Annotated in this window: 14 protein-coding genes; 8 read left to right on the top strand and 6 right to left on the bottom strand. The window is 67.1% G+C overall.

Annotated elements, in window-relative coordinates:
- Window positions 1-33 precede the first annotated feature (33 nt).
- The gene (gene lepB, locus G3T36_RS03545) at window positions 34-762 is read left to right on the top strand and encodes a signal peptidase I (RefSeq protein ID WP_163288019.1); all 729 of its coding nucleotides are present in this window, start codon (window positions 34-36) and stop codon (window positions 760-762) included.
- Between the two features lie 62 nt (window positions 763-824).
- Here lepB and G3T36_RS03540 read toward each other — a convergent pair whose 3' ends face one another.
- Window positions 825-1,691 carry a slipin family protein gene (locus tag G3T36_RS03540; RefSeq protein WP_163288018.1) on the bottom strand — a complete coding sequence of 289 codons (867 nt, stop codon included), beginning with the start codon at window positions 1,689-1,691 and terminating at the stop codon, window positions 825-827.
- 141 nt (window positions 1,692-1,832) lie between these two features.
- Between G3T36_RS03540 and dcd the strand changes: the two genes are divergently transcribed.
- Window positions 1,833-2,438 (top strand): dCTP deaminase, encoded by a 606-nt coding sequence (gene dcd / locus G3T36_RS03535; RefSeq protein ID WP_163288017.1) that lies wholly within the window; start codon window positions 1,833-1,835, stop codon window positions 2,436-2,438.
- A 106-nt stretch (window positions 2,439-2,544) separates the two neighbouring features.
- On the opposite strand, the gene idi is transcribed toward dcd, so the two are convergent.
- Both idi and G3T36_RS03525 read right to left on the bottom strand, forming a co-directional pair.
- Window positions 2,545-3,090, bottom strand: a complete 546-nt coding sequence (idi, locus tag G3T36_RS03530; protein ID WP_163288016.1) for an isopentenyl-diphosphate Delta-isomerase — start codon at window positions 3,088-3,090, stop codon at window positions 2,545-2,547.
- A 190-nt stretch (window positions 3,091-3,280) separates the two neighbouring features.
- On the bottom strand, window positions 3,281-4,534 hold the full coding sequence (locus G3T36_RS03525) for a MarR family winged helix-turn-helix transcriptional regulator (RefSeq protein WP_163288015.1): 1,254 nt from the start codon (window positions 4,532-4,534) through the stop codon (window positions 3,281-3,283).
- A gap of 56 nt (window positions 4,535-4,590) precedes the next feature.
- On the opposite strand from G3T36_RS03525, the gene G3T36_RS03520 reads away from it, so the two are divergent.
- Both G3T36_RS03520 and G3T36_RS03515 read left to right on the top strand, forming a co-directional pair.
- Window positions 4,591-5,340 (top strand): MarR family winged helix-turn-helix transcriptional regulator, encoded by a 750-nt coding sequence (locus G3T36_RS03520; protein WP_240148240.1) that lies wholly within the window; start codon window positions 4,591-4,593, stop codon window positions 5,338-5,340.
- 45 nt (window positions 5,341-5,385) lie between these two features.
- On the top strand, window positions 5,386-5,940 hold the full coding sequence (locus G3T36_RS03515; RefSeq protein ID WP_163288014.1) for a dihydrofolate reductase family protein: 555 nt from the start codon (window positions 5,386-5,388) through the stop codon (window positions 5,938-5,940).
- A gap of 167 nt (window positions 5,941-6,107) precedes the next feature.
- Here G3T36_RS03515 and G3T36_RS03510 read toward each other — a convergent pair whose 3' ends face one another.
- The 3 genes from G3T36_RS03510 to G3T36_RS03500 form a co-directional block, all read right to left on the bottom strand.
- A complete protein-coding gene (locus G3T36_RS03510; protein WP_163288013.1) occupies window positions 6,108-7,610 on the bottom strand; it encodes an MFS transporter in 1,503 nt (500 codons plus the stop codon).
- A gap of 67 nt (window positions 7,611-7,677) precedes the next feature.
- A complete protein-coding gene (locus tag G3T36_RS03505) occupies window positions 7,678-8,373 on the bottom strand; it encodes a response regulator (RefSeq protein WP_163288012.1) in 696 nt (231 codons plus the stop codon).
- Window positions 8,370-9,992, bottom strand: coding sequence for an ATP-binding protein (locus tag G3T36_RS03500; RefSeq protein WP_240148325.1), 1,623 nt, complete (start codon window positions 9,990-9,992; stop codon window positions 8,370-8,372). Before G3T36_RS03500 ends, G3T36_RS03505 begins: the two co-directional genes overlap by 4 nt.
- Before the next feature lie 164 nt (window positions 9,993-10,156).
- Here G3T36_RS03500 and G3T36_RS03495 point away from each other — a divergent pair, with 164 nt between their 5' ends.
- The 4 genes from G3T36_RS03495 (at window position 10,157) to dnaK (ending at window position 15,502) form a co-directional block, all read left to right on the top strand.
- Window positions 10,157-11,014, top strand: a complete 858-nt coding sequence (locus tag G3T36_RS03495) for an ABC transporter ATP-binding protein (protein WP_163288010.1) — start codon at window positions 10,157-10,159, stop codon at window positions 11,012-11,014.
- Entirely contained in the window at window positions 11,011-11,907 is an 897-nt protein-coding gene (locus tag G3T36_RS03490; protein WP_163288009.1) for an ABC transporter permease, read from the top strand. Before G3T36_RS03495 ends, G3T36_RS03490 begins: the two co-directional genes overlap by 4 nt.
- A 97-nt stretch (window positions 11,908-12,004) precedes the next feature.
- Complete coding sequence (locus tag G3T36_RS03485; protein WP_163288008.1) at window positions 12,005-13,099, top strand: ABC transporter substrate-binding protein; 1,095 nt, start codon at window positions 12,005-12,007, stop codon at window positions 13,097-13,099.
- Window positions 13,100-13,651: 552 nt separating this feature from the next.
- Window positions 13,652-15,502: a molecular chaperone DnaK gene (dnaK, locus tag G3T36_RS03480; RefSeq protein ID WP_163288007.1), complete on the top strand. Its 1,851-nt coding sequence runs from the start codon at window positions 13,652-13,654 to the stop codon at window positions 15,500-15,502.
- Window position 15,503 lies beyond the last annotated feature (1 nt).

The raw sequence follows: 15,503 nt of genomic DNA, 5'->3' as shown, positions 1-15,503 counted from the left end.
TAGGAACGCAAGCGCGCGACGAATGAGGTTTGCATGGAAGCATCGGCCGCCGGAGCGCCAGCCCACCGGCGTCACCGCCACCGTCGCTCGAGGTGGCGCGTGGTACGCGACGTCATGGTCATGTTCGTCGTCGCGATTCTTGTGTCGTTCCTCGTCAAGACCTTCCTGGGCCGATCGTTCTACATACCGTCGGTGTCTATGGAACGAACGCTGATGGTCGGTGACCGGATCCTGGTGGATCAGTTCACGCCGAAGGTTTCGGGCATCCAACGCGGCGACATCGTGGTCTTCCGGGATCCGGGAGGTTGGCTCGATCCGCAGAAGGCGAGCGCAGCCTGGAACCCCCTCGATGCGGTCCTCACCTTCATCGGGCTGTCGGCCGGCGACAGCGACGACTATCTGATCAAGCGTGTGATCGGACTCCCGGGCGATCATGTGTCGTGCTGCAACGCCTTGGGGCAGATGGTGGTGAACGGCGCACCGCTGAGGGAGTCTTACCTGAATGGGCCAGCAGGGACTGCGCTACCAGGGCACGGCGAGGCGTCGCTCCGACCGTTCTCTGTCACCGTTCCGAAAGGCAGCCTGTGGGTGATGGGCGACAACCGCGACCACTCGGCCGACTCGCGGACTCACCAGACCGGCCCGGGCCGTGGTTTCGTACCCATCGACAACGTCGTCGGCAAGGCCTTCGCCATTACGTGGCCGGCCGATCGCTGGTCGTGGCTGAGCAGCCATCCTGAGACGTTCGTCGGAGTGAACTAGCCCCTGTGACGCACAACCGCCGGGCCGGCGCCCGATCTCCGACCCGGCGGCCCCCGCCCCCATCAGGCTGCGTCGTCCAGCGGCGGAGCCGCTTCCGGACGAGTCGAGGAAGCGGGGGTGGCGGCGTCGTTGGCACCACTCCCGCCGTGCAGCACGCTGGCCGCGTTCTCGCGCGCCAGGAAGTTGCCGAGCTCGCCGATCGTCGACATCAGCGGCGCCGGGAAGACGACGGTCGTGTTCCGGTCGACCCCGATTTCGACGAGGCTCTGCAGGTTGCGCAGCTGCAAGGCGAGCGGATGCTCCATCATCGTGTCCGACGCGGCACCCAGCGCGGCGGCAGCCAGCGACTCGCCTTCTGCGGCGATGATCTTCGCCCGCTTCTCGCGCTCCGCTTCGGCCTGTTTGGCCATCGCGCGCTTCATCGTCTCCGGCAGCAGGATGTCCTTCAGCTCGACGAGCGTCACCTCGACGCCCCAGTCGAGCGTCATCACGTCGAGGATGCGCCGGATGTTCACATTGAGCGTGTCCGTCTCGGAGAGCGTCTCGTCGAGGCTGTGCTGGCCGACGACTTTGCGCAGGGTGGTCTGCGCGATCTGTTCGATCGCGGCATACACGGTCTGGATCGCGATCACCGACTTCACGGGGTCGACGACGCGGAAGTATGCCACGGCGGACACCCCGACGCTCACGTTGTCGCGGGTGATGATCTCCTGCGACTGGATGGGCAGGGTCACGATGCGCAGGGAGACCCTCGTCATCACGTCCACGATCGGGATGATGAACCGCAGCCCGGGCTCCCGCGTGCCGATGTAGCGGCCGAACCGGAGGACGACACCGCGCTCGTACTGCTTGACGACGCGCACGGACATGAAGAACAGGATGATCGCGATGACGACGACGATCGCGAGGACGATATAGAACACAACCATGAGACTCAACTCCATGGCGTCGGGTGGAACTCGACGTCTCTCACCCATATTCTCCTCCTGACCGGCACCTGTTCTGCGCAAAGTTGGCAACCTCACAGCGACCGCATCCGCGCCGTGACGCGCGCGCACTAGGCTACGAAAATGCTTCTCTCTGATCGCGACATCAAGGCCGAGCTCGGTGCAGGCCGCATCGCCCTCGAGCCGTATGAAGAGGGGATGATCCAGCCGTCGAGCATCGATGTGCGGCTCGACCGGTTCTTCCGCCTGTTCGACAACCACAAGTACCCGTTCATCGACCCGGCAGAGGATCAGCCTGAGCTGACGCACCTGGTCGAGGTCGAACCGGAACAGCCGTTCATCCTGCACCCCGGCGAGTTCGTGCTCGGCTCGACGTTCGAGCTGGTCTCGCTTCCGGATGACGTGGCAGCGCGCCTCGAAGGCAAGAGCTCGCTGGGGCGGCTCGGCCTTCTCACGCATTCGACGGCCGGTTTCATCGATCCGGGTTTCTCGGGCCATGTGACGCTGGAGCTGAGCAATGTCGCCACCCTGCCGATCAAGCTGTGGCCGGGGATGAAGATCGGGCAGATGTGTTTCTTCCGGCTGTCGTCGGCGGCCGAGAAGCCGTACGGGTCGAGCGAGTACAGCTCGCGGTACCAGGGCCAGCGCGGCCCGACGGCGTCGCGGTCGTACCTGAACTTCCACCGCACCGATGTCGGGTCGACCGAGGCGGGTCGCCCGGGCAACTGATCGTGATCGCCCGGTTCGCGGGTCGCGGTTTTGTCCCCCATATGCGGGGCAAGGAATATGTCGGCATCTTATCCACCGACGTTGTCCACAGGTGGATGAACCGTTTTCAGAGCTGCGCCGACTCTGTTTCGCCCGCGTAGAGCTGGGGCAATTGGAGGGTCAACCACGGGCTGAACGCCCACGGGGTGGCTTCTACGGCCGAAATCAGCGTGCGCGCCTCCACCCACTCCCATTCCATGACTTCATCAGGCGAAGGGGAGATCGCGTCTGTCGTGGTCGCGGTGAACACCGGACAGATCTCGTTCTCCACAACCCCGGCTGCATCCACAGCCCGGTAACGGAAGTCGGGAAGCACGACGGTGAGGTTGTCCAGGGTGATGCCGAGCTCGTCGGCCGCGCGGCGCGCGATAGCGTGGTCGGTCGACTCGCCCGGCGCCGGGTGTCCACAGAACGAGTTCGTCCACACCCCGGGCCAGGTGCGCTTGGCAAGCGCCCGGCGGGTGACCAGGATGCGCCCCTCACCGTCGAACACGTGGCACGAGAACGCCAGGTGAAGAGGAGTGTCCGTGCCGTGCACGGCCGCCTTGTCGGCGACGCCGATCGCGGTTCCGTCCTCGTCGACCAGGACTACCTCTTCGATCGTCTCCGCCATCCGCCCATTCTGGCGGATTCGCCTGAAACGCGGGTGCGAGCCGCCGTCGCCGCACTACTTCCTTCCCAGCGCACTAGTACCACTTAGTGCGCTCGGAGCAAACTCGTGCGAGAGCCCGCGCCCACCTTGTGAACACGCGCAGGTTGCACCGTGTGCGCGTGTTCAGCAGGTGGGCGGCGAGAGTGGCCGGTCAGGCAGCGGGTCCTGGGCCAGCCTCGGGCGCGCCCGGTCCGGGTGCGTCGCCGTCATCGGCGGATGCGTTCGTGTCGGGCCGGTCAGGCTCGCCTGCCTCCCCCTCTTCCGCCGACTCCTTCGCCTCCTCGCTCCAGCCGACGTTGCGCGCCATCTTCTCGAGTGTCGCGATCATCGTCCGGTAGTCGTCTTCGCTGATTCCTTCGGTGACGGATGCGCGCAGTTCCCTCACCCGTGACTGAGCCTCGTCGTGTACCGCACGGCCCGCATCCGTGAGCGTTGCTCCTGTGTCGTCGAGGACGACCCAGCCGCGCTCGGCGAAGTCCACCAGGACTTCGGCCACGCTGCGCGGGCGGCGGTGTTCACGGCGGTTGCCGTGCTCGGGTCGGTCGGCGCTCTCGGTGTCGTGCCCCTCGTGCCCGTCATGCCCCTCGTGCCCGTGGTGAGCATCCGGTCCGTGGTGGCCCGGGTGCCAGCCGTAGCGGCCCTGCCAGTCGTGCCCTGTGTGCTCGGCGTGAGCATCCGGTCCGTGGTGGCCCGGGTGCCAGCCGTAGCGGCCCTGCCAGTCGTGGCCGGTGTGCTCGGCGTGAGCATCCGGGCCGGCCTCGGCGGAGCCCGAGCTGCTTGCGGCGGCGGGACTGCTCGCGGAGCCCGAAGAGCTTGTGGCGGAGCTGCTCGCTGAGCCCGAACCGCTTGCGGCGGCGGAGCTACTCGCGCTACCTGAGCTGCTTTCAGCGCCGGCACTGCTTGGGGTGTCGCTCCCCGCCTCGGCGCCTGCACTCGCTGTCGCACCGGCCTCGCCCGCACCGGCCTCGCCCGCACCGGCCTCGCCCTCGGCGGGTGTGAACCCGGGCGCGAACCCGCGTCCGAACCAGCGACCGGAGCCGGGTCCGAAGGCCGGCCCATATCCGGGCCAGGATCCGGGGCCGTATCCGCGGCCTGCCCAGGCCCAGGGTCCGTATCCGCGGCCACCGCCGTATCCGGGAGCGAAGCCGCCCCAGCCCCAGGGGCCGTAGTGTCCGGGTCGGCCGGACGCCCGGGCGCCCATGCGGCGGTGGCGGTCGCCGGGTGGGAGGGCCGCCTCGATGTCGTCGACCGATTTCGGTCCGTCGACGAGCGTGTGGAGGATCCGCCATTCGCCGCGCGAAAGGTCGAGGTCCGTGAATGTGTCGCGCATTTTCTCGCGCAGGCGGTATTCGATGACGCCGAACCAGTAGCCCGGCGGTTTCAGTGACGTGTCGTCGGTGTTCATGATGAACGCCCCTTCCTATTGCATGTACTGTTACAAGCAAATGTATAGTTACATACATGGAATCCGGTGGTCAAGCATCCGACGAGAATTCGCAGCTTCGCCCTGAAGACGTGGCGCTGATCGAGCAGGCGCTCATCGTCATCCGCCGCGACCACGCTCGCCGGCACCTGCAGCAGCGCGCCGAATGGGCTGCAGAACACGGGGCTGCAGAACACGGGGCGGCCGAGCACCGCGCAGACGAGCACCGCGCAGACCAGCACGGCGCAGACGAGCCCGGAGCGAACGGCGCATCCGGATCCGGACCCTGGCAGCCGCCGGGCGCATGGCCGGGACAGGGCCAGTGGCAGGGCCCCGGACCGTGGCCGATCGCACACCACTACGGCGGCGGCCCCCGCGGACCGGGGCCCCGGTTCGGCGGCGCCGGTCACGAGCACCGCGGTCGCCATGACGGGTCGCTCGGGCGGGCCGCACGCTTCCGTATGCTCGACGCGCTCGAGGCGGCCGAACGCGACGGCCGCGCCCTCACCATCAGCATGATCGGAGAGGCGATCGGCGTCGACCAGCCGCGGGCGAGCCGGCTCGTGCAGGATGCCTCCGATGCCGGCCTCGTGCGGCGCACGGTCGACCCGTCGGATGCGCGCCGCAGCATCATCGAGCTCACCGCCGCCGGACGCTCCCAGATCGCGGATGTCCGTTCCGCGCGCCGTTCCGCCGTCGAGGATGCCCTGGCCGGCTTCACCCCCGAGGAGGCGCACACCTTCGCGCAGCTGTTCATCAAGTTCGTCGGAGCCTGGCCGCGCGAGTAGGCGGGCGGGTAGTCGGGGGCGGATGCAGGGGTACCATGTCTCGGCATGGGCAAGCTGATCTACTCCGGAATCACCTCGCTTGACGGGTACACCGTGGATGCGTCGGGAAGCTTCGACTGGGCGGCGCCCGCCGAGGAGGTCCACGGCTTCGTCAACGACCTGGAGCGCCCGATCGGCACCTACCTGTACGGCCGCCGCATGTACGAGGTCATGGGCTGGTGGGAGACCGTCGAGACGGATGACGAACCTGACGTCATCCGGGATTTCGCCGACATCTGGCGAGCGGCGGACAAGGTGGTGTACTCCTCGACGCTCGCTGGTCCCGTGACGGAGCGTACGCGCGTGGAGCGCGCGTTCGACGCAGACGCGGTGAAGCGGATGAAGGATGCGGCCACCAGCGACCTCGGCATCGGCGGGCCTCACCTCGCTGCAGCCGCGATCCGTGCCGGGCTGGTCGACGAATACCAGCAGTTCCTCACGCCGATCATCGTCGGCGGGGGAACGCGTTACCTTCCGGACGACGTTCGCGTGGACCTGGAGCTCGTCGACGAACGCCGCTTCGCCCGCGGCGTCGTGTTCGTCCGCTACCGCGCCCGCTGAGCACGCGCAGCCCGTCCGGCGCGTTCACAAAACAGGAGTTCAGGGCGTCGGCGAGCGGAGGCAGCCCATCCCATCAGGGGTTTTGCTCGGCGCGAGAACACGCCCGCCACATCCGCCCCACGAGTTCCTGTTTTGTGAACGCAGTCGCGCCGTGGTCGCGCATCCCATCAGGGGTTTTCCTCAGTACGAGCGCCAGCCCGCGCCAGCCGCGCCCCCTGCGCCTTCACCGGGATGAGCAGCCCCAGCCCGATCGCCAGCACCAGCACGATGCCGAGGATCCCCCAGAACTGCGCCCCGCCCACGGCCACGAACGTCGCGAACAGCAGCGGCGCGAGAAAGCTGACGGCACGCCCGGTCGTCGCGTACAGGCCGAAAACCTCCCCTTCGCGGCCGGCCGGGGTGAGGCGTGCCAGGAACGTTCGGCTGCACGACTGGGCGGGCCCGACGAACAGGCAGAGGATGAGCCCGCCGACCCAGAAGGCGGTCGCGCCGAGGTCGTGTGCGAAGAAGACGCCGAGGCCGGCGATGATCAGGCCGACCAGCGAGGTGACGATCACCGGCTTGGCGCCGAACCGGTCGTCGAACCGCCCCGACACGATGGTGCTGACGCCCGCGACCACGTTGGCGGCGATCGCGAAGATGATGACCTGGCCGCTCGAGAACCCGAACGTCCCGGCCGCCAGGATCCCGCCGAACGTGAACACCCCGACGAGGCCGTCGCGGAAGAACGCGCTCGCGATGAGGAACAGCACCGTGTTGCGGCTCTCCTTCCACAGTCGGCCCACGTCGCGCACGAGCACCGCGTACGACCCGAAGAAGCCCACCGTGACTCCACGCCGGGCGGCGGGGATCTCCGGTACGGCGAACAGGACCGGAAGCGAGAACACCAGCGTCCACGCCGCAGCGATCAGTGCGATGAGGCGGATGTTCAACCCGTCCGCCTCCGTCACGTGCAGCAGCCCACCGGTACCCGGGGCCGACGAGCTTTCGACGACGAGACCGAAGTACACGATGAGCAGCAGCACGATGCCGCCCAGGTAGCCGGCGCCCCAGCCGAACCCGCTGACCTTGCCGACCGTCTTCGGTGTCGACACCTGCACCAGCATGGCGTTGTAGTTGACGGTCGCGATCTCGTAGAAGACCGTCCCGATGGCCACCAGGGCCACGCCGAACAGGAAATACCCGGGCTCGCCTTTGACGAAGAACATGAGTGCGGTCACGAGTACGACGACGCCGGTGTTGATGCCCAGCCAGAGTTTGCGGCGGCCGGAGCCGTCCGTGCGCTGACCGAGCACCGGCGCCAGCAGTGCGACGACGAGGCCGGCGATGGCGAGCCCCCAGCCGAGCCCGCTCGAGAGGGGCGCCTCGGCGGCGGTGACGGCCGCGTGTGCCGGGCCGTGCACATCCGTTTCGGCGTCCCGGGCGGTGCGGAGTGCCGGGTCGATGAAGAGACTCCCGGTCAGGTACACCGTGAAGACGAAAGTGGTGATGACCGCGTTGAACGCGGCGCCGCCCCAGTCCCAGAGCGCCCACGCGACGATGCGGCCGCGGGGGATCACGCGGTCCGTGGACGAGTCGATGAAGAGGGGGCTCTCCGTGGTGACGAGAGCGTCGGCGGATGAAGGCACAGCGGGCGCGCGATCGTCGCCCGGCCTCGTGTCGTCGGTCATGGTCACAGAGTAGTGACCGGCGGCGCAGGGTGCGGGGATGCGAACGCCCGCGTCACGTGTCAGCGCGTCAGCGTCGCCGGACGGTGTACCGGTGCTCGGGGCGTCCGGTCTGGCCGTAGCGCAGTTCCAGGGTCACGGCGTTGCCCTGTTCGAGCTGCGTCAGGTAGCGCTGGGCCGTCGCGCGGCTGATCCCGATGCTCGCCGCGATGTCGGCCGCCGACAGGGCGACGTCGCTGCTGCTGAGCGCGTCGTAGACGAGTTTCAGCGTCGGCGCGAGGTGGCGGAGCTCCGCGCTGACCTGCGCGGGTGTTGAGGGCCGCAGGAGGTCGAAGATCTTGTTGACGTCGTCCTGTGTCGGTTCGTCCGGCCATTCGGTGATGTGCAACTGGGCGTTGCGAAAAGCGGTGAGGCGCTCGGCGAGTGCCGCGAATCCGAAGGGCTTGACGATGTAGTGCACCGCTCCCAGCTGCACCGCCCGGCGCACGGTCGCCATGTCGGTCGCTGCCGAGATCACCATGACAGCCGGCGGCGACGGGGTGTTGAGCATCCCGCGCACCACCTCGAGCCCATCGCCGTCGGGAAGGTAGATGTCGAGGAGCACGAGGTCGGGGTGCAGCTTCTGGGCGAGTTCGAGGGCGTCCGCCGCTGTGTGCGCCTGCCCGACGACCCGGAACCCAGGGACCCCTTCGACGAAGGCGACATGAACGGATGCGACGCGGTAGTCGTCGTCGACGACCAGCACCTCGAGGGCGTCGCCGTTCATCGCGCCCGGTCGCCTACGAGGGCGGATGCGGCGAAGCCGGCGGATGCCCGCGGCAGCCGCACCGTGAACGACGCACCCGGCCCGTCCGACACTGTGACAGTGCCGCCCAGCTTGGTGACGGTGTTGTTGACCAGGGAGAGCCCCAGGCCGCTGTGCCGTTCCAGCGTCCCGCGCTTCGTCGTGTAGCCGTTGCTGAAGATCTGGGGGATCTCGCCCGCTGCGACCCCCGGACCGTTGTCGGTCACGGTGACCGTCAGCGACGCATCCGTCTCGACCACACTGACCTCGACGCGACGCGGCCCCGGGGTGCCGGCGAGGGCATCGAACGCGTTGTCGATCAGGTTGCCGAGGATCGTCGTCAGCGCCTGCACCCGGTCGGGCGCTTCACCGAGGTCGGTCTCGGGCAGGATGACGAGTTCGATCCCGCGCTCGTTCGCCTCGGCCGCCTTGCCGAGCATCAGTCCGACGATCTGGGGCGCGCCGATGTGCGTGCGGAGCGTCTGGTCGAGATCTGCCGTCGTGCCACGGATCTCGTTCACATACTGCAGTGCGTCGCCGGGCCGTCCGAGTTCGAGGAGGCCGGCGATCGCGTGGATGCGGTTGGTGAACTCGTGCTGCTGCGCGCGCATCGATTCGGTGAGGCTCCGCTCGCCGGCGAGCTCGCTCGCCAGGCCCTCGACCGCGGTCCGGTCGCGCAGGGTGACCACCGCACCGTGCGCGCGCCCGCCCAGTGTCACGGGCATCCGGTTGATGACCAGGCAGTAGTCGTCGGTGACGACGATCTCGTCGGTCACGGCGGTCGTGCCGGTGAGGAGGTCGCGTACAGGCCCAGAGGCGAGCACATCCTCGAGCCGTCGCCCGGACGCCTCGGCGGGCAGGCGCAGCAGCTGTTGCGCCTCGTCGTTGACCACGCTGATCCGGCCTGCCGGGTCGACGGCGATGACGCCTTCGCGGATGCCGTGCAGGGTCGCTTCGCGCTCTTGCAGCAGGCGGGCGATCTCGTCGAGTTCCAGGCCGAAGGTCCGGCGTTTCAGGATGCTCGCCAGCCCGAACGAGGCGAGCGTGCCGATCGCGAGGACCAGCACGAACCAGGCCGCGTACGACGGCAGTTCGCTGAGGAGTTCGCTCGACACGGAGCTCTCCTGGATGCCGACGGACACCTCGCCGACGATCGCTCCGGTGGATCCGTACAACGGGACGCGTGCGTTGGCGTTCACTCCGGTCGCTCCGGAGTCGATCCCGAGGTGCACCTTTCCATCCCGGGCCATGATCGGCTCGCTGACCTTCTTGCCGATCAGTGAGGGATTCGGATGCGAATGCCGCACCCTGTTCATGTCAATCACGACCACATATCCTGCGCCGGTCCTCGCGGCCGTCGACGAGGCGAGGTCCTGGATGGTCACGTCGCAGGCGATGCCCGGGTGCGTCATGCACTCCTGGATGGTCGGCATGGCGGCGAAGGTCTGCGCGATGCCCGCGGCACGCGACTGGAAGTCCGAGTCGAGGTTGCTGCGTGCCGTCTGGGCGAAAAGCGCGAAGCCGACGGCCATGGACGCAGTGAGGATCACCAGCTGAGCCAGAAAGATCTGGGTCGAGAGCTTTTTGATCCGTCGTCGCATCACAGGGGGGATTCTCTCAGGACAGCCTGCGTATTGCACGCGAGCACAATGCGCAGAACCCACGTGAATGCGCACAAAAGGCCAATAGCGCACAAGCGAGACACCGCCATGCCGCCTGCCGCACGATCAGTACTCACACCGAAAGACAGAGAGGTCTTGGCATTATGGGTGAACCCAACCCCAGCCGCACACCAGCGGCCACCGCCCGCGCAGAGGATGCGGCGCGGATCGACATCGTCGGGCTGACCAAGCGTTTCGTCACCCCGAAGGGCGAAACCTTCACGGCCATCCGCGACGTGACGCTCACGGTCGAACCCGGGCAGTTCTGCGCGATCGTCGGACCGACCGGCTGCGGCAAGTCCACGACGCTCGCACAGGTCTCCGGCCTCGAGCCGCCGAGCTCGGGCTCCGTGCAGGTCGGCGGTCACATCGTCGACGGCGTCACCAACGGCGTCAGCTACATGTTCCAGGCCGACTCGCTCTTCCCCTGGAAGACCGTGCTCGGCAACGTGATGATCGGGCCGGTGCTTCTCGGCACGCCGAAGCGGGAGGCGACAGCGCTCGCCATGGACTGGCTGCGCCGCGTCGGACTCGCGGGCTTCGAGGACCGCTATCCGCACCAGCTCTCCGGCGGGATGCGCAAGAGGGTCGCCATGGCGGCCGCGCTGATCAACCGGCCGCGCATCCTGCTGATGGACGAGCCGTTCGGGGCGCTCGACGTGCAGACCAAAGCCATCATGCAGACCGAGTTGCTGCAGTTGTGGGAGGAATTGCGCCCATCCGTGCTGTTCATCACCCACGACCTCGATGAGGCGGTCGCACTCTCCGACCGGGTGGTCATCATGACCAGCAGCCCCGGAACGGTCAAGGACATCTTCGACATAGACCTGCCGCGTCCGCGCGGCGACGTCCAGGAGATCCGTCACGAGAAGCGGTTCCTCGAGATCCAGGGACAGATCTGGGACTCGCTCAAAGACGAGGTCACCAGGGCATACCAGCAGACGGCGGGGGCAGCAGCATGACCGCGGCAGTGAACACCAACGGGTCGGCGGTCGCCGCCAAGGGATCGTTCGGCGTGACGCAGGAGAGCGAGCTCCGGGCGAACGCGCGGAGGGCGCGATCGCGTCGCACCGCGTGGATCTGGGTCGGCCGCGTTCTCGTCGCGGTCATCGTGATCGGCGGCTGGCAGTGGTTCACCGCAACCGGGTGGGTCGACAAGTTCTTCTACGGACAGCCGTCCGGGATCTGGGACAGCCTGGTCCACCTCTTCACCCAGGGGTCGGCGTTCGGATCCATCTGGGACAACCTGTGGATCACCGTCCAGGAGGCCTTCTTCGGCTTCATCCTGGGCACCATCGCGGGTGTCGTCGTCGGCATCCTGCTCGGTTCGAACCGGTACCTAGCGTCGGTCTTCGGCCCGTACATCAAGGTCGTGAACTCGATCCCCCGCATCGTGCTCGGGTCGATCTTCATCGTCGCGTTCGGCCTCGGTGTGTTCCCGAAGGTGCTCCTCGCCTCGGTGCTCGTGTTCTTCGTCGTCTTCTTCAACGCCTTCCAGGGTGTGCGCGAAGTCGACCAGAACCTGGTCGCCAATGTCAGGGTCCTGGGAGCATCCCCGCTGCAGGTCGCCCGGCACGTGACCATCCCGTCGGCGATGACCTGGATCATCGCGAGCCTTCACACGGCTTTCGGATTCGCGATCATCGGCGCACTCGTCGCCGAAGTGCTCGGCGCCCAGCAGGGCATCGGGCTGATCATCAGCCAGGCCCAGGGGAGCTTCGACCCGAACACGGTGTTCGCCTGCATGGTGATCATGGCCGTGGTCACGCTCGGGGCGGAATACCTGATCACGCTCCTGGAGCGGGCCCTCCTCAAGTGGCGTCCGCCGAACCGCTCGGAAGCCCAGGCGATCTGATCGCCCGGTGTCAACCAGCAACAGTCCTCACAGTCCTCACAGTCCTCACCAGGAAAATCGCCGAACCCTCGGCGTCAACGAAAGGAAACGCACTCACATGAAGAAGCGCACTATCAGCGCTGTCGCTGCGGCCGGAGCACTGATGCTCAGCCTCGCGGCCTGCAGCAGCGGAGCAGCGGGTGGCAATGCAGCCGCCGGCAATGCAGCCGCGACGATCCCTACCGTCAAGATGATGGTCGGCGGCATCGACAAGCAGATCTACCTGCCGTATGAGCTCGCGGAGCGACTCGGCTACTACAAGAAGTACGGCGTGAACATGCAGCTGTCCACCGAGCAGAACGGTGGTGTCGGCGCCGAGGATGCGATGGCATCGGGTCAGGTCGACATGGCCGGTGCCTGGTACAACCACACGATCGACTTCAAGTCGAAGGGCAAGGACGTCATCGACGTCGTACAGCTCTCGGGAGCCCCGGGCGAGCGCGAGATGTGCGGCACCAAGAGCGGCGTTCACTCGGCGGCCGACTTCAAGGGCAAGACGCTCGGTGTGACCGACCTCGGTTCGGGTACGGACTCGCTGACGCAGTTCCTCGCACACACCCAGGGAATCGCGAAGAGCGGGTACCACACGCTCGCCGTGGGTGCCGGGTCGACGGCGATCGCCGCCATCCAGCGCGGTTCGGCTGACTGCGTCATGACCACGCAGCCGACCGTCGGCGCGCTGACCAGCAAGAACCTCGCCTACACCGCCGTCGACCTCGCTACGGCGGAAGGCGCGACCAAGGCGCTCGGCAGCGACTGGCCGGCGGCGGGTGTGCTGGCGACGAGGAGCTGGGTGAACTCGCACAAGGATGCCGTCCAGAAGGTCGTCAACGCTCTGGTGGCGACGATGCACTGGATCAACTCGCACTCCGCGGCGGACATCGCCAACAAGCTGCCCGCTGAGTACGTGCAGAACGCGACGATCACCAAGCAGCAGTACATCGACGGTCTGAACACCGACAAGGGCCAGTTCCTGCCCGACGGCATCATGCCCGCCGGAGGCCCGAAGACCATCCTCGCGATGGAGAAGGCGATCGGCGTCGACACGTCGAACGTGACGCTCGGCGACACCTTCACCAACAAGTACGCCCAGGCGGCGAACAAGCTGGAAGGGTTCACCACGACGTCGACCCCCGCCGGAGCTGACGGCTGATCGGGATCGGCTGAAAGCACCGTACGACCGGCCCGCCTGGAACCTCCCCAGGCGGGCCGGTCTTTCGTGTCTCTGGCCCGAGTCGCCCCTCCCCGGGGGCCGGCAGTAATTCAGGAAGATCCGGGCTGGGCGCGCCGGGGCCGCGCGTCCCATCAGGGGTTTTTCCGCGGGAGGCCGCCCGCGCGCCGCATCCGTCGCACGATCTCCTGAATGCCTGCATCGCTGTCGTGACCCATGTTCGTAAAACAGGAGTTTGGGGGCCGGGCGGGCTGTGGCCGCGCATCCCATCAGGGGTTTTTCCGCGGGAGGCCGCCCGCGCACCCCATCCGTCACACGATCTCCTGTTTTACGAACGGCGCCCGGCGCCGTCCCCTTTGTCCCCCTCACCGGGAATTCTTCACGCCCGCGCGAAGTTGAGTCAAGTACACTCAAGTTTTTCCCGATCGACTTGACATCACTTCGGCCGGATGCAACGCTTGAGTCGTCAGGACTCAACTCTTGACCCCACGACTTTCACAGGCGACAAGCCGGCAACAAAGGAGAAAAACACATATGTCACGTGCAGTAGGTATCGACCTCGGAACCACGAACTCCGTGGTCTCGGTGCTCGAAGGTGGCGAGCCCACCGTCATCGCCAACGCAGAAGGATTCCGCACCACGCCATCCGTGGTCGCCTTCACCAAGGACGGCGAGGTGCTCGTCGGCGAGACCGCGAAGCGCCAGGCCGTCACCAACGTCGACCGCACCATCGCATCCGTCAAGCGCCACATGGGCACCGACTGGAAGGTCGAGATCGACGGCAAGAAGTACACGCCGCAGGAGATCTCGGCGCGCATCCTCGGCAAGCTGAAGCGCGACGCGGAGCAGTACCTGGGCGACACTGTGACGGATGCGGTCATCACGGTTCCGGCATACTTCAACGACGCCGAGCGCCAGGCCACCAAGGAGGCCGGTGAGATCGCGGGCCTCAACGTGCTCCGCATCATCAACGAGCCCACCGCCGCCGCTCTCGCGTACGGACTCGACAAGGGCAAGGAGGACGAGCTCATCCTCGTCTTCGACCTCGGTGGTGGAACCTTCGACGTCTCCCTCCTCGAGGTGGGCAAGGACGACGACTTCTCGACCATCCAGGTCCGCGCGACCGCCGGTGACAACCGCCTCGGCGGCGACGACTGGGACCAGCGCATCGTCGACCACCTGATCAAGAAGTTCAAGGAGACCACCGGTGTGGACGTCTCCAAGGACAAGATCGCCCTCCAGCGCCTGAAGGAGGCTGCCGAGCAGGCCAAGAAGGAGCTGTCGAGCAGCATGTCGACGAGCATCCAGCTCCCGTACCTGTCGCTGACCGAGAACGGCCCGGCCAACCTCGACGAGACGCTCACCCGCGCCCAGTTCGAGCAGATGACCAGCGACCTCCTCGACCGCACCAAGAAGCCGTTCGCCGACGTCATCCGTGAGGCCGGAATCAAGGTGTCCGACATCGCGCACGTCGTGCTCGTCGGTGGTTCGACCCGCATGCCCGCCGTCAGCGACCTGGTGAAGCAGGAGACCGGCGGCAAGGAGCCCAACAAGGGCGTCAACCCGGATGAGGTCGTCGCCGTCGGCGCAGCCCTCCAGGCCGGTGTCCTCAAGGGTGAGCGCAAGGACGTGCTGCTCATCGACGTCACCCCGCTGAGCCTCGGAATCGAGACCAAGGGCGGCATCATGACCAAGCTCATCGAGCGCAACACGGCCATCCCCACCAAGCGCAGCGAGACCTTCACCACGGCCGACGACAACCAGCCGTCCGTCGCGATCCAGGTCTTCCAGGGCGAGCGCGAGTTCACCCGCGACAACAAGCCGCTCGGAACCTTCGAGCTGACCGGCATCGCCCCGGCGCCCCGCGGCATCCCGCAGATCGAGGTCACCTTCGACATCGACGCCAACGGCATCGTGCACGTGTCCGCCAAGGACAAGGGCACCGGCAAGGAGCAGTCGATGACGATCACCGGCGGCTCGTCGCTGCCGAAGGACGACATCGAGCGCATGGTACGCGAGGCCGAGGAGCACGCCGCGGAGGACAAGAAGCGTCGTGAGACCGCCGAGACCCGTAACACGGCCGAGCAGCTCGCCTACTCGATCGAGAAGCTGATCAAGGACAACGACGACAAGCTGCCCGAGGACGTCAAGAACGAGGTCCAGGGCGACGTCGACGCGCTGAAGACCGCGCTCGCCGGAGACGACGAGGATGCGGTGAAGACGGCGTACGACAAGCTGAACTCCAGCCAGCAGAAGCTCGGCGAAGCGATCTACGCGTCGAGCCAGGCCGAGCAGGCCGCACCCGCCGAGGAGCCCGCAGCCGAGACGCCGTCCGATGAGGATGTCGTCGACGCCGAGGTCGTCGAGGACGAGGAGACCAAGTAGT

The organism is Leifsonia tongyongensis, from assembly GCF_010686705.1.
In the GTDB taxonomy this organism is placed as follows: domain Bacteria; phylum Actinomycetota; class Actinomycetes; order Actinomycetales; family Microbacteriaceae; genus Diaminobutyricibacter; species Diaminobutyricibacter tongyongensis.
This window is presented reverse-complemented; position numbering and strand designations above follow the sequence as displayed.

Coding starts and splice junctions, on each gene's coding strand:
- lepB (WP_163288019.1), top strand. CDS start 34: ATGGAAGCATCGGCCGCCGGAGCGCCAGCCCACCGGCGTCACCGCCAC.
- G3T36_RS03540 (WP_163288018.1), bottom strand. CDS start 1,691: ATGGTTGTGTTCTATATCGTCCTCGCGATCGTCGTCGTCATCGCGATC.
- dcd (WP_163288017.1), top strand. CDS start 1,833: ATGCTTCTCTCTGATCGCGACATCAAGGCCGAGCTCGGTGCAGGCCGC.
- idi (WP_163288016.1), bottom strand. CDS start 3,090: ATGGCGGAGACGATCGAAGAGGTAGTCCTGGTCGACGAGGACGGAACC.
- G3T36_RS03525 (WP_163288015.1), bottom strand. CDS start 4,534: ATGAACACCGACGACACGTCACTGAAACCGCCGGGCTACTGGTTCGGC.
- G3T36_RS03520 (WP_240148240.1), top strand. CDS start 4,591: ATGGAATCCGGTGGTCAAGCATCCGACGAGAATTCGCAGCTTCGCCCT.
- G3T36_RS03515 (WP_163288014.1), top strand. CDS start 5,386: ATGGGCAAGCTGATCTACTCCGGAATCACCTCGCTTGACGGGTACACC.
- G3T36_RS03510 (WP_163288013.1), bottom strand. CDS start 7,610: ATGACCGACGACACGAGGCCGGGCGACGATCGCGCGCCCGCTGTGCCT.
- G3T36_RS03505 (WP_163288012.1), bottom strand. CDS start 8,373: ATGAACGGCGACGCCCTCGAGGTGCTGGTCGTCGACGACGACTACCGC.
- G3T36_RS03500 (WP_240148325.1), bottom strand. CDS start 9,992: ATGCGACGACGGATCAAAAAGCTCTCGACCCAGATCTTTCTGGCTCAG.
- G3T36_RS03495 (WP_163288010.1), top strand. CDS start 10,157: ATGGGTGAACCCAACCCCAGCCGCACACCAGCGGCCACCGCCCGCGCA.
- G3T36_RS03490 (WP_163288009.1), top strand. CDS start 11,011: ATGACCGCGGCAGTGAACACCAACGGGTCGGCGGTCGCCGCCAAGGGA.
- G3T36_RS03485 (WP_163288008.1), top strand. CDS start 12,005: ATGAAGAAGCGCACTATCAGCGCTGTCGCTGCGGCCGGAGCACTGATG.
- dnaK (WP_163288007.1), top strand. CDS start 13,652: ATGTCACGTGCAGTAGGTATCGACCTCGGAACCACGAACTCCGTGGTC.